General features: G+C 36.2%; 13 protein-coding genes and 1 riboswitch. Of the genes, 5 read left to right on the forward strand and 8 right to left on the reverse strand.

Going from position 1 to position 14,149, the window contains the following annotated elements; all coding sequences use genetic code 11:
* Positions 1-98 precede the first annotated feature (98 nt).
* From meaB to P3F81_RS07885, 4 genes are all read right to left on the reverse strand, one after another.
* Positions 99-1,229: a methylmalonyl Co-A mutase-associated GTPase MeaB gene (meaB, locus tag P3F81_RS07870; protein ID WP_147669846.1), complete on the reverse strand. Its 1,131-nt coding sequence runs from the start codon at positions 1,227-1,229 to the stop codon at positions 99-101.
* Complete coding sequence (scpA, locus tag P3F81_RS07875; protein ID WP_147669845.1) at positions 1,222-3,405, reverse strand: methylmalonyl-CoA mutase; 2,184 nt, start codon at positions 3,403-3,405, stop codon at positions 1,222-1,224. The genes meaB and scpA overlap by 8 nt, the downstream gene beginning before the upstream one ends.
* The gene (locus P3F81_RS07880) at positions 3,405-5,573 is read right to left on the reverse strand and encodes a methylmalonyl-CoA mutase family protein (RefSeq protein WP_309320263.1); all 2,169 of its coding nucleotides are present in this window, start codon (positions 5,571-5,573) and stop codon (positions 3,405-3,407) included. The genes scpA and P3F81_RS07880 overlap by 1 nt, the downstream gene beginning before the upstream one ends.
* Before the next feature lie 343 nt (positions 5,574-5,916).
* A riboswitch (cobalamin riboswitch) is annotated at positions 5,917-6,095 on the reverse strand.
* A 124-nt stretch (positions 6,096-6,219) separates the two neighbouring features.
* Complete coding sequence (locus P3F81_RS07885; RefSeq protein WP_309320264.1) at positions 6,220-6,462, reverse strand: SLC13 family permease; 243 nt, start codon at positions 6,460-6,462, stop codon at positions 6,220-6,222.
* A 707-nt stretch (positions 6,463-7,169) separates the two neighbouring features.
* On the opposite strand from P3F81_RS07885, the gene P3F81_RS07890 reads away from it, so the two are divergent.
* From P3F81_RS07890 to P3F81_RS07905, 4 genes are all read left to right on the forward strand, one after another.
* Positions 7,170-7,358, forward strand: a complete 189-nt coding sequence (locus P3F81_RS07890) for a ferritin family protein (protein WP_147669842.1) — start codon at positions 7,170-7,172, stop codon at positions 7,356-7,358.
* A gap of 174 nt (positions 7,359-7,532) precedes the next feature.
* Entirely contained in the window at positions 7,533-8,102 is a 570-nt protein-coding gene (locus P3F81_RS07895; RefSeq protein ID WP_147669841.1) for an NUDIX hydrolase, read from the forward strand.
* Entirely contained in the window at positions 8,089-9,138 is a 1,050-nt protein-coding gene (mutY, locus tag P3F81_RS07900) for an A/G-specific adenine glycosylase (protein WP_309320266.1), read from the forward strand. The genes P3F81_RS07895 and mutY overlap by 14 nt, the downstream gene beginning before the upstream one ends.
* Positions 9,139-9,350: 212 nt before the next feature.
* Positions 9,351-10,739, forward strand: a complete 1,389-nt coding sequence (locus tag P3F81_RS07905; protein WP_147669840.1) for an amino acid permease — start codon at positions 9,351-9,353, stop codon at positions 10,737-10,739.
* A gap of 321 nt (positions 10,740-11,060) precedes the next feature.
* On the opposite strand, the gene P3F81_RS07910 is transcribed toward P3F81_RS07905, so the two are convergent.
* Positions 11,061-11,732, reverse strand: coding sequence for a ferredoxin-like domain-containing protein (locus P3F81_RS07910; protein WP_147669839.1), 672 nt, complete (start codon positions 11,730-11,732; stop codon positions 11,061-11,063).
* Between the two features lie 108 nt (positions 11,733-11,840).
* Positions 11,841-12,437 carry a DedA family protein gene (locus P3F81_RS07915; protein ID WP_147669838.1) on the reverse strand — a complete coding sequence of 199 codons (597 nt, stop codon included), beginning with the start codon at positions 12,435-12,437 and terminating at the stop codon, positions 11,841-11,843.
* Positions 12,438-12,740: 303 nt separating this feature from the next.
* Here P3F81_RS07915 and P3F81_RS07920 point away from each other — a divergent pair, with 303 nt between their 5' ends.
* Positions 12,741-13,019 (forward strand): hypothetical protein, encoded by a 279-nt coding sequence (locus tag P3F81_RS07920; protein ID WP_147669837.1) that lies wholly within the window; start codon positions 12,741-12,743, stop codon positions 13,017-13,019.
* A 150-nt stretch (positions 13,020-13,169) separates the two neighbouring features.
* Here P3F81_RS07920 and P3F81_RS07925 read toward each other — a convergent pair whose 3' ends face one another.
* The gene (locus P3F81_RS07925) at positions 13,170-13,571 is read right to left on the reverse strand and encodes a bacteriohemerythrin (protein ID WP_147669836.1); all 402 of its coding nucleotides are present in this window, start codon (positions 13,569-13,571) and stop codon (positions 13,170-13,172) included.
* Between the two features lie 57 nt (positions 13,572-13,628).
* The gene (locus P3F81_RS07930; protein WP_147669835.1) at positions 13,629-13,856 is read right to left on the reverse strand and encodes a (2Fe-2S)-binding protein; all 228 of its coding nucleotides are present in this window, start codon (positions 13,854-13,856) and stop codon (positions 13,629-13,631) included.
* Positions 13,857-14,149 lie beyond the last annotated feature (293 nt).

Here is a 14,149-nt window from a genome sequence, read left to right on the forward strand (position 1 = left end):
AATAATGAGCAATCACTAAAAGAGAGTCAAATACTTATAAAGTAACTTTTAGGGTTGTGATATAGGAAGCCGGTTTGCGGATATCTCTTTTCTGCCACTTATTCTTCATAAGCGGCAAGCAGCCGCTGCATTGCCATAGTTGCTGAAATTTTACCTTCACCCACTTCTTCGTCAATGTGACTGCGGCATTCTCTTACCCGCTCATTTTGATAAAAGCGATTATGCAAATTTTCTTCAACCATTGAATATACCCATGCCAAAGTTTGTTTCTTACGACGAGAAGTAAAGACTCCACTTACGGTCACAGTTTCTTTAAACTTTTCGATAACATGCCACAAGTCATCAATACCTTCCCCCGTAAGCGAGGAACAAGTGTGTGCACGTGTTTGCCAACCTTCGGTAGCCTGTCGTAAATAATGAAGAATACGCTCATACTCCACTTTGACCATTTGGGCCTTTTGCTTATTATCGCCATCAGCCTTATTAATCAAAATTGCATCGGCAATTTCCATAACACCCTTTTTCATCCCCTGTAATTCATCTCCTGCTCCTGTTAAAACAACAAGCAAAAAGAAATCAACCATAGAGCGGACAGTAATTTCACTCTGTCCAACTCCAACGGTTTCTACCAAAATAATATCGTAGCCAGCGGCTTCACATAAAAGTAAAGTTTCTCTACTTTTTTTCGTAACTCCGCCTAATGTGCAACTCGACGGTGATGGTCTAATAAATGCATTTGGTTCCTTTGACAAATTCTCCATCCGCGTTTTATCACCTAAAATACTGCCCTTTGTAATACTGCTACTTGGGTCAACCGCCAATACTGCAACTTTATGTCCGCGCCCACACAATTTTGAACCAAGCGCTTCAATAAATGTACTCTTTCCCGCGCCAGGCACACCAGTAATCCCAACACGAATTGAGTTCCCTGTATGCGGTAATAATTTTTGCAATACTTGCTGCGCTAGCACCATATGCTTGGGCGAATTGCTTTCGATTAGAGTAATCGCCCTTGATAATAACATTCTGTCACCAGCTAAAACACCTTGCACATAATCATCGACTGTGAGCCTTGGACGTTTCACCCCACTTGCAGCTGTTTTTTCTAACGGGGCAGTCTTCTTTGTCATTCCGTCGTGCCCACCATCAACCCCAGTCATCACACGGCAGGCAAATTCACTGCCGGCACACTCAGGTTGCCAATCAGGTCGATAAGTTGAATTACTCATGATCCCAATTCAAGCGTTTTTTCAATTCTTCAAGGACTTTTCCGGCTGCAATCGGAATAATTGTCCCCGGTCCAAATATTGCTGCGGCACCATGTTCACGCAAGAAATCATAATCTTGGGCTGGAATAACACCGCCAATAACTACCATAATATCTTCACGTCCACGTTTTTTTAATTCCTCTATCAATTGTGGCAATAGAGTTTTATGCCCTGCGGCGAGCGAACTCATTCCCACAACATGGACATCGTTATCCACCGCATCTTGTGCAGTTTCCTCTGGTGTTTGGAATAACGGTCCGATATCAACATCAAATCCTAAATCCGCAAAGGCTGTTGCAATTACTTTTGCTCCACGGTCATGGCCATCTTGCCCCATTTTTGCAATCATGATTCTCGGACGACGACCTTCTGCATCTTCAAATTCATCTGTCATTTTGCGAACGCGTTTAATTTCATCTTCATCAGCAAATTCACTGCTATATACTCCAGAAATTGAACGAATAATGGCTTTATGCCGTCCAGAAACTTTTTCTACTGCATCGGAAATTTCACCAAGGCTCGCTCTTGCGCGGGCTGCATCTACTGCCAATGCTAATAAGTTTCCTTCCCCTGTTTCTACGGATTTTGTAATTGCTTCTAAACAAGATTGTACTTTATCATTATCACGATTTGATCGTAATTTTTCTAAACGACGAATTTGTGCCTGACGTACTGCTACATTATCAACATCAAGAATATCCAATGGATCTTCTTTATCTAAACGATATTTATTTACGCCAACAATCATTTCATCGCGCGAATCAATATGCGCCTGTCTACGTGCTGCCGCTTCTTCGATTCTCATTTTTGGCAAACCTGTATCAATTGCTTTTGCCATACCACCAAGTGCTTCAACTTCTTGAATATGTGCCCAAGCGCTTTTTACCAGTTCTTGTGTTAATGCCTCTACATAATAGGAACCGCCCCACGGATCCACAACTTTACAAATTTTTGTTTCATCTTGTAAATATAATTGTGTGTTACGAGCAATACGTGCCGAGAAATCTGTTGGTAAGGCAATTGCTTCATCAAGTGCATTCGTATGCAATGATTGTGTATGTCCAAGTGCTGCTGCCATCGCCTCAATACATGTCCGAACAACATTATTAAATGGATCTTGCTCAGTTAAGCTCCAACCAGAAGTTTGCGAATGTGTTCTAAGTGCCATGGATTTTGTTTTTTGCGGATTAAATTGTTTAATAATCTTTGCCCATAGCAAACGTCCAGCACGCATCTTAGCAACTTCCATAAAGTAATTTTTTCCCATTGCCCAAAAGAAGGATAATCGTGGTGCAAATGCATCTACACTTAATCCAGAATTTACCCCTGTTCTAATATATTCAAGCCCATCGGCAAGCGTATAACCAAGTTCAATATCCGCTGTCGCTCCAGCCTCCTGCATGTGATAACCCGAGATACTAATACTGTTAAACTTCGGCATAAATTGCGAAGTATAAGCAAAAATATCGCCGATAATCCGCATCGATGCTGCTGGCGGATAAATGTACGTATTACGCACCATGAATTCTTTTAATATATCATTTTGGATTGTACCAGCTAAAACTTCTTGTTTTACCCCTTGTTCTTCTGCTGCAACAATATAGAATGCTAGTACCGGAAGCACCGCTCCATTCATTGTCATTGATACTGACATTTTATCTAATGGAATTCCCGAAAATAAAATTTCCATGTCAAGGATTGAATCAACAGCAACCCCTGCTTTACCAACATCACCAACAACGCGTGGATGATCGGAATCATAGCCACGATGTGTTGCCAAGTCAAAAGCGATAGACAAACCTTTCTGCCCAGCTGCTAAGTTACGACGATAAAACGCATTACTTTCTTCCGCCGTAGAAAACCCTGCATATTGGCGAACTGTCCACGGACGAGTTACATACATTGTTGGATAAGGGCCACGCAGAAATGGTGGAATCCCTGCGACATAATGTAAATGATTCATCCCTGCTAAATCACTTCTCGTATATAGCGGTTTTAAATCAATTTGTTCCATCGTCCGTTGATACAATTCTTTAACACTACACCCTGTTTGTGCTTCTAATCTATCTTTCCATTCAGCAAAACTCTCTTGTTTTGCCTGTCCTTGAAAAGCCATTTTTGTAAAATCAGGTTGCATTATTTTATCCCTCCTTGTTGTTGTAGCCAAGTCAAGATATTATAGCAATTTGCCCGAACATGAATAAATTCCTCAACTCCTGCTTCACGATAAGATGCTTCATATTCTGGTGCTGGTGCGCCAGCAAGCATAACAATCATTTCTGGCTTTTCAGCTTTTATTTTTTTCGCAACTGGTGGAACAAGTTCCGGATACGTATCATCTGTTGAACAAATAATCGCGACTAAAGCGCCTGATTTTACTGCTGCTTCAGCTGCTTCATCGGTTGTCATAAATCCATCATTTTTAAGTACCTCAAAGCCACCTACTTCGAAGAACCCCGTACTAAAGTCAGCTCTAGGTTTATGTTGCGGTATTTTCCCCATATTCGCTAAAAAGATTTTTAATTTTTCGCCATGCTCTACTTCATAAGCTTTGGCTTTATCACGCAACTGTTCGAACTGTTCTGTAAAACGATGTTTTTCCACCATACAAGGAATATTTTCCCCTTCACTGGTTTCATATAAAACATTTCTTGCATCCTCTAATGTTGCACCTGCACTAAATACTGCTTCTAATACATTAATCAAATCATCTGATTTATTTTGAATACTTTGTCTTAACTGTAGTAATTTTTCATCACGAAATTTTTCATCAATGTCATCAACAAAATCATTAATTTGCTTTGTACGCATTTCTTTTATCGCTGCTACATCAAGTTCATTTTTCTCTAGCAATTCCTCTAGCGCATTCGCATACATATTTACACCAACGACACGATCTGCACGTTGTGCTAATTTTTTGAAGCGCTGCATCAATACATCTTTTACATCGCCTTGTACTTTTCCAGCCTTTAACGCTTCAATCATGCCGCCGTCAACTTCAACCTGTTGCATTACTTGCCATGACTTCTCAGCTACTTGTTTTGTTAAAGACTCAATATACCAGGATCCACCTGCTGGATCGACCGGTTGACATAAATTACATTCGTTTTGTAACATAATCTGCGTGTTTCTTGCAATACGTCTAGAAAACTCATCACCTAAACGAATCGCTGAATCAAAGGGTTGCACTTCTAAACTGTCAATACCACCAACAACCGCAGAAAAGGCTTCTGTTGTTGTTCTAAGCATATTTACATATGGATCATATACTGTTTTATTAAAGTTCGCAGTACATGCATGAATAATCATTTTTTGTGCTTCTTTATCACCGCCAAAACTTTCAACAACTTTAGACCATAACTGTCTTGCTGCTCTAAGTTTTGCAATTTCCATAAAGAACATTGCACCTAATGAAAAAGTAAATTGCATTTGTTTCGCAATTGTATTTATCTCTAGTCCACGTTTTTGTAATTCACGAATATAAGTAATCGCCGTAGCCAAAACATAACCTAATTCTTGAACAGCACTAGCTCCACCATCGCTATACACTTGCCCATCCAAGATAATCGTTCTTAACTCTGGCACATTTTTTTCTGTCCATTTCACTGTTTTTGCAAGTTCATCGAATAAATCATCTAACGATGCAGATAACTCCCCTTTTGCTACCAATACACCAATTGGATCAGCACCAATACAGCCATGTACATCAGTAAGTTTCTGAGAATTCGCTTTTAACATTGCACTGAGCATACTAATCATCAAGCTATTATTTGCACCACAATTGACATATAATTGATACTTTCTCAAATCCAATCCAGCAAAAACTTCGTACATATCTTGAATCGTACTGATTGATACACCACCCTTTTGAATTTGCTTGTCAATCTTATCACCATTTTGTCCTTGTTTTGTAAGTGCATCAAGTTTAATATTGATGGCAGTTGCACCTTTTTCCAACTCATGTTTAATTAATTTGTTTAATTCAGCTGGAATAACATCATCCATTTGTTGCGCAATAAGCCAAGGCTTTGTTATATAGCCCCCCTCATGTGTTCCCCGCATATAATTTTCCATGCCAGGCAAGTTTGATAATTCTTCTGGATTCGGTGCCATTTCCATAGTATACATTGGCTCTAAAGTAATGCCCTCATAGGTTTTCGTAAACAATTTTTTCTCGAAACTGCCACCTTTTAACGTAGCAATTGCTTCTTGTTTCCACTCCTCATAATCAGGAGCAACAAACTCATCAAAGCTAACCTTTGGAAGTTCAGCTTCTTGCAGCTCTTTTTCTTCTGTTTGTTTCATATTCCTAATCCTTTCTTGTAGCATACTGGTAACCTATTAAAGAGTTTTTATTAAAAAGGGAAGACAAGAGTGCCTCCCCCTTGTTTGAAAAAGGATGTCTCCGAGCGGAAACATCGGGCATACGCCCAGTACAATAAAAAATAAATATATGAGCAATGTTCTCCACCAAAGCTAAGAAGCGGAGAAAACTTTTTGACTAAAATAAAAAATCCTTCTTTGCCTACAATTGCAAAGAAGGATTTAAAGTTAATATATATTTACTAAATAAAAATCTCGACAAATATAAGTCGAGATAAATAGATTTAGAAATCTATAAATCTCCTTCCCATCGCTCGCAGGTCAAACGGTGATTGTTAATTAGGCAGTTCTCCTGGCTCTAGTTCATCGCTCGCTCAGTCTTCCCAGAATTTTTTCCAGTGACATTTGTTGAGTTCGCTCCCTAATACAGTGGCGGGACCGCGTTGGCATTTAACCAAACTTCCCTATTAAGTCCTTTCGGACACCTAATTCTATATATGAAATTTTATTTACTCTCATAAACAAGGCTTATCTTATCACTATGATTTATTTATGTCAATAGTGTTTGCGTATATTTTTTTACAAAAATTCTTATTTTACCAACAAATTTATGCAAACTAACATAAAGTTATTTAAAAATCTGAATTTGCCCGCACCACTTTTTCCATTCCAACGTCCCAGTAACAATAATATTAGGTGGCGTTCCAATCATCGTCATAATCCCACCAAACCCAGCAGCAAATGCTAGTGGCATCAACTGCCTAGATACAGGGATTTTCGCAACTGAACAAATGCCAATAATAACATCAGTCGTTCCTTTATTAGAACGAATAGAGGACAATATCGCGGCAACTAACATAATCGCAATCATTAGCTTATTTTCACTTTTTCCAGAGCCTTTTACGACGATATCGCCAATTTTCTGTGTGAATGAATCGAATCACATAGCCAAAAAAGCATAACACAAAAAATATAATGGACATGTTGACTGCTATATTTAAAAACGGATTTGTCGTCACTGGTTGCATATTACTTTCACCTCAATAATCATTTTAAAATTGCATAAAAAAACATATCTCTGCTAATCATTGAGATTGCCAAAAGCATCTATCCCATTATACAGTGGTGTGGATGATGGTGGAAAAGCATATGCTGTCAAAATGGAAAGGATCCATAGAGGTAACACACATAAAAAGTTGATGACGATTTTTTTATTTTTCTTTTCATAGTTTCCCCCTTTTCACTTTTTTGCAGATTTGCATTATCTTCTGCTCCGTTTTTGTATACAAATAAGTACTTCTTACAGAAATAAACTTCCTTATTATAATCTATGAAAAGAAGAATAAATTGGAAACAATCATTTTTAGGTTCTTCATCCTTTATCCGATGATTAACCTGCTCTAAGACTCCCATCTTCTACAAGCGGGAGTTATATCCATAGAGCACAGGCGAGCGACTAAATCCCTGGATAACGATTTCTAAAATTCAGATGGAGTTAAAACTCCATCTGAATTAAGAACTCTATTTATAAATATTGCTTTTATAGATGGTTATAACTATCTATAGGAGGTGATTTGATTGAGTCATATTGATATCAAAAAAACAATGGAGCAAACACTTTGTCAAAAGCAAGAGGAAATTAGAAACTACCAACGATTTTCACATGCATTTGATGACCCAGAAGCTGCAAAAATGTTTGCACATTTTGCAGAAGCAGAAATGTTGCATGCAACACAACTTATTGATATGCTAAAAAAATTCAATTAAAAAGCATAGTAAAATACGCCCAAGAGTTTATTCTCTTAGGGCGTATTTTTATCCGATCGATCATGTATCTCGGTAAGAGTTACAACTCCTACTGAGGCAGCTTTGTTTATCATTTGTCGTTTCAGTATGAACATGCTACAATGATATTCATCTACAAAGAAAAGAGGTTTAGCTGTGCAATTTATTAAAGAACTCCATCATTATCTACCAATAAACGAACAAGAAATCTCAGATAAAAAAGCGATGAGTCTAATGATTGAAAAATTTCCCGATACAATTTTATTACGTGACAACACACTTGCTCATATAGCTGTTTCTGGTTTTATTGTCAATCAAACTTATGATAAAACCTTGATGATTCATCATAATATCTATCAATCCTGGGGATGGACTGGTGGACACGCGGATGGGGATAGTAATTTATTGCAGGTTGCAATAAAAGAAGCAAAAGAAGAAACGGGAATCTCACAAGCTGCACCACTTACTAATTCACTTGCCGGAATTGATATTCTCCCTGTATTCAGTCATATGAAACAAGGGAAATTCGTCAATACACATTTACATCTTTGTTTTTCTTATCTGCTTCTTGCTGATGAGTCAGAAACATTACAATACAAACCTGATGAAAACAGCGGAGTAAAATGGCTACCCTTTAGTCAAATTTCTAACTATTGTTCAGAAGCTCATATGATCCCTGTATATGAAAAATTAATTCAAAAGGTAAAATACTATGCAAACAAATAGTACAACAATGATACTTAAAGAAATCGTTACACCCTTACTCCGTTGGTATCATAGCCATGCACGCATTTTACCTTGGCGTGAAAATCCTAATCCTTACTTCGTCTGGATATCCGAAATCATGCTCCAACAAACACGCGTCGAAGCAGTGAAACCATATTTCGATCGTTTTATTTCTGCCTTGCCAACCGTTGAGTCATTAGCTGAAGTTCCCGAAAATGAATTATTAAAACTTTGGGAAGGATTAGGATACTATAACCGTGCGCGAAATTTGCAGAAATCAGCACAAGAAATTGTTATAAATCATGATGGAAAGCTTCCTGCAAACTATAAAAAGCTTCTTTCCTTGCCTGGAATTGGGCCATATACGGCGGGAGCAATCGCTTCTATCGCTTATCAGATCCCCGTTCCAGCAGTTGATGGAAATGTTTTAAGAGTGATTACACGTTTACTAGCAAGTCGCGATGATATTATGAAAGAAAAAACTCGCAAAAAAATTGAATCGTACCTTGCGCAAGTTATCCCCGCAAATGAAGCGGGTAATTTTAATCAATCCTTAATGGAACTCGGTGCAACGGTTTGTTTACCAAAAGGAGCCGCAAAATGCTATAGCTGCCCGCTCAAGCAAATTTGTTTGAGTTTCGCTGAAGATTGCATAAGTGAAATCCCTGTCAAAACACCTAAAAAAACGAAACGCATCGAAAGTTATACAATGCTTCGCTTACAATATGAAAATAAAATTGCTTTGCAAAAAAGACCATCCACCGGCTTACTTGCAAGCCTATGGGAATTACCTCACCTAGATAATCACATGGGCCAAGCACAAATAATTCATTATCTCCAAGAAAAAAACTATAAAGTAAAAAATATTACTCCGCTTCCGCCTTCCAAACACATTTTCACCCATATTGAATGGCATATGATAGGATATTATATTGAGTTAGAACAAATCCCTGCCAAAAGCAATTATCATTGGATTTCACCACAAAACCTTATAGATGATTATGCCATACCAACGGCTTTTAAAGGTTATCTCTAAATTTTAAAAATAGATTTTCTATTAATAATGCTTTTATAAACTTTAAATATGTTTATAAAAGCATTATATTTCCCCTAATATATTTATTTTTGTCTAGTAAATCAATATTATGCCTTCATTATTTAGCTGACTTTACTTTGACAATAACACATCATTTCTACTATACTCTTATTTATGACATTTTAAGAATAATAGGAAAAGGTGTGATTTTTTTGAATCTATTCCGAACAAAAAGCATAGAAGATATGCGTGCCATGGCTAAAAATTCTGGCATGGTAAAAAACTTAGGAGCAATGGATTTAATTTTGCTCGGCATCGGCTGTGTTATCGGAACGGGAATTTTTGTGTTGACTGGCGTTGCTGCTGCAAAATATGCTGGTCCTGCAGTAATGATTTCTTTTATTATTTCTGGTTTAGCCTGTGCTTTTGCTGGCCTTGCCTATGCAGAATTTGCTTCTATCGTTCCTTCATCAGGTAGTGCCTATACATACACTTATGCATCCTTAGGTGAATTTATCGCGTTTCTCGTTGGTTGGAATCTAATTTTAGAGTACACTGTAACTTCTAGTGCCGTTGCTTCTGGCTGGTCGGGTTATGTTGTTGGATTACTAAAGTCGGCTGGGATAGAATTGCCACATGCATTCACTTTAGTTCCTGCTGATGGTGGCATTGTAAATATTCCAGCCATTTTAATTACAATGTTTTTAAGCTTATTGCTAATTCGTGGTACACAAGAAAGTGCCAAATTAAATAAAATTTTAGTATTTATTAAATTAGTAGCTGTATTTATCTTTCTTGCTCTTGCCGGTCCTAAAGTAAATCCTGTAAACTGGGAGCCATTTATGCCTTTCGGATTTTCTGGCATTGCGAGTGGTGCCGCTATTGTTTTCTTTGCTTACATTGGATTTGATGCTGTTGCGACCTCAGCAGAAGAATGTCGTAATCCATCTCGAGATTTACCAATTGGTATTATTGGGTCTTTACTGGTTTGTACAGTATTGTATGTTGTTGTTGCGGGAGTCTTAACAGGTGTTGTTCCTTATACTGAATTAAATAATCCCGAACCTGTAGCTTTTGCGCTGCGCTATATCGGGTACAATATCGGCTCTGCATTAGTTGCAGTAGGTGCAATTGCTGGTATTACTACAGTGTTACTCGTTCTTCTTTACGGACAAGCACGTATTTTCTTCGCGATGTCTCGTGACGGAATGGTTCCTGCAAAAGTATGTAAAATTCATTCCCGTTACAAAACACCATACCTTGTCACAATTCTTGGTGCAATTTTGGTATCGTTAATTGCAGGTTTTGCTCCTATCGGCTTGATTGCCGAAATGGCTAATATTGGTACATTAAGTGCATTTTTAATTGCTGCAATAGGTGTTTTGGTTCTGAGATTTACAAAGCCAGATTTACCGCGTAGCTTCAAGTGTCCTTTGATTTACCTTGTATCACCACTTGCTGTAATTTCATGTGGGTACCTCATGTATAATCTTCCCTTCGATACTTGGGTACGTTTCTTCGTTTGGTGCGCAATTGGCATATTCGTTTATTTTAGTTATAGCTACAAACACAGTGCAATCGCGGACCATGATGAAAATTAAAACAACTTTATAATTTATTAAAAAGCCCCTTAAATGTTTTCAAAACATTTAAGGGGCTTTTTAGTAGGATAGAAAATGAATATCTCAAGATTATATTAGTACTAAATACAATCTTTACTTTTATTGAAAAGTACCATTATAAATTAACCTTTGTCACTATCGACACATTATCCGCAGCAATAATTATTTTCGATACTAATTTTCTATTCAGTGAGAGTATTTCTCGTATGTATTAGTATTATTATCGCAATTATAGCAAATGAGCTACCATATAACCAAATCTCACCATACAAATTAGTATAGTAAAAATAATATTTTCTATTATCCTAAAAGATCATCTTTCACTTTTTCAATGCCAATTCGCTCAATCATACGACCAAACCGCTCATATTTTCTTGCATTTTCCTTATAATATTTTATTACTTTTTCAACTAAAGGCACTACTTCTTCTCTAGTAATATTTTCTGTCAATTTATCCGCTATTCTAGGTAAAACACCGGCACTACCGCCAATCACAATTGTATAACCTTTATTATTTCCCATAACCCCTAAATCTCTAACTGCATTTTCTGAACAGGAATTCGGGCAGCCCGATACGGCAATTTTAAATTTCGCTGGAAGCTCCATGCCGTGATACATTTTATCAATTTCTAATCCTAATGATACAGTGTCTTGTTGCGCCCGTTTACAAAAAGTTTGGGCAGGACAAATTCTAACACTACGTACACAGCTACCAATCGGACAACCTTTTTCCATTCCTAATTCGTTCCAAACAGCATCTAAATCATCTTCCTGAATACCTATAAGCGCTAATCGTTGCGAAGATGTAACTTTAATCGCAGCTGCGTTATATTTATCAAAAACATCTGCCATTTTCCGTAATATATTACTATCGGTAATAATGCCGCCCGGAATATGCGGAGCAACTGCATATGTTTTTTTATCTCGTTGAAGAATCGCACCTTGTTCTAAAATATCTTTTTTTATTTCCATAAAATATTTCTCCCCATAAAAAGTTATGTAAACTACATAATTAAAGAGGCAAGTATAATTTTCCTGCTTATTTTTTTAAATGAAGTAAGTGAAAAATCTAAAACTTGTTTATCTCTTCTGTTTACGTCGAAAATATAAAATACCAACAACTATTACCATCAATATAATAAAAACAATACTTACTTCATGTCCTATCGTTCGTAATACCTGCCAATTTTCACCTAATGCCATACCTATATAAAGAATTAACGCAGTCCATGGTAATGAACCTAAAATCGTATAAAATACAAATTTATATAGATTCACCCCTGCGAATCCAGCTGGCAATGAAATAAATGTACGAATAACAGGCAACATTCTACTAAAAAACACCGCACTAATTCCATACGTATCAAACCAATGCTGTGCACTATCTACATGCGATTTTTTCATTAAAAAATATTTTCCATACTGATCTACAAATGGTCGTCCACCATATTTCCCTACATAATAGGCAAAGAGCGAACCAACTAAACCACCAACCATTCCCCAAAACAAAGCTCCGCTAAAAGACATCTTTCCAATAAAAATTAAATACCCTCCAAACCCTAGAATTAGCTCACTAGGGATTGGAATACAAGCATTTTCCAATGCCATTAAAAAAGAGACTGCAAAATATCCCCATGAGTTAATAAACTCTAAAAAAACTTCCGTAAACTGTTCCATATAAATCTCCATTCCTGTCCTATTTATCAAATTATTTTATACTCTATTTTGAAAACAGACCATTATTATTATAAAACCAATAAAAATAATCGTCCAGTTATATCTCTATATTTTGCCTAGAGGCATAACAAATGTAAAAAGATTAATTAAACAATAATAACAACCACCCCGTAGAATTTTCAAGTTAAAGGTATTTTAAATCCTATTTGATTGAAAATATTTGGAATCCATTGTATAATTATTGTCATACATAGGAAATTATTATTTCTTTTTGTAAATTAATGCTGAAAAGGTGGGATTCTTATGGCAACGGTAAGAAATATCAATGGAACTTCTGACAGAAAGCCCGATGAATTTGATTCATGGAAAGATTTTTGGGAGTCTCGTACAGGGAAAAGTTTTGATAATTGCTCGTGCATCGGATGTTCAAACAAAGCCGAAATAGGTGGACATGTACAGAAGGAATCCGCTAACTCAAGAGATTTTTGGTATATAACTCCTTTATGCCAAAACTGTAATCACAAAACAGAACCATTCAGTGTCGTAGATTATAATTTAGAAAGAATAAATCCATACGATTAATAGAATTAACAAGCCCACTAAGAAATAAATCTTAGTGGGTTTTTTATTGTGTAAAAAACTTTTAGGTTTTCTTAAAAATATGAAAATCTAAAAAAATTCTATTATGAATGTCTTATTATAAAGATAAATCTAGCCATAAAATTTTTATAATTATTTAAATACTTTTTTATCTTCAATAACAATATGTTCAAATAACCACCTTTTTAAGAAGTCTCCAATTTCAACTAATACTTCATTAGGAGATTTTTTCAATTTATCATTATTAAAAGATAAAATAATATTTCTAAATTTTTTGTGTTTTTCTTGATGTTCTTTCAAATATTGAGGATCCATTTGTCTAATGAATAATTCTTCAAAATAAAAATGATATGTCGTATATTCTCTAAGTTTCGCTAAAACTTGGATGACCATTTCGCTAGTTATACCATAACATCTTATTAAAACCATCTGTTCGATATCTCGTGCTATTTTAAAAAGTTCCTTATGCTGCTCATCAATTTCCTCTACCCCAACACTGATAGACTCATCCCAATCAAATTTGAAATCAAACATTAAGACTCACCGCCTTTCACTTTCAATCATTTATCTCATAATGATTTTATACGGGTCTTAGCCTTTTGATTTTGGGTCCATCTGATCAAGAAGTTCTTGAATCTTTGGGGTGCAACGACGACCATGGCAAGACCCGGAACCCACCCCCGTGACTTTTTGCACTTCAGCTATCGTTCTTGCGCCATTGTCAATCGCTTTTTTTATACTAGTACGATTGATTCCTTTGCATAGACATACTTTTGTAAGTTTATCTAGAATGTTCTGAGGTAATGTCTCATTCTCCATGATTTGTCTCCTTTATGTTTCGGATATAATTAAATCTTGATATAGTATACTATATAATCTAGGAGTAAAATAAGTTATATAGTGCTGAACCACACAGCTTATTTTGTATTTTAAAAGCATTTTTTATGCAAACCCGTTTCGAAGTGCATTAACTGTTAATATAAAACTCTACTCTTTCTTAATTTGTTGAGCACAAAATAAATTATAGATCAACGGATTTTTTATAGATATTTCCTCCATCTAAACTTATAAAAAAAGTCATAATTTATATTTCCACACGTAAATATCCTATT

Origin of the sequence: Selenobaculum gibii, assembly GCF_030273445.1 — a bacterium.
In the GTDB taxonomy this organism is placed as follows: Bacteria; Bacillota; Negativicutes; order ICN-92133; family ICN-92133; genus Selenobaculum; species Selenobaculum gibii.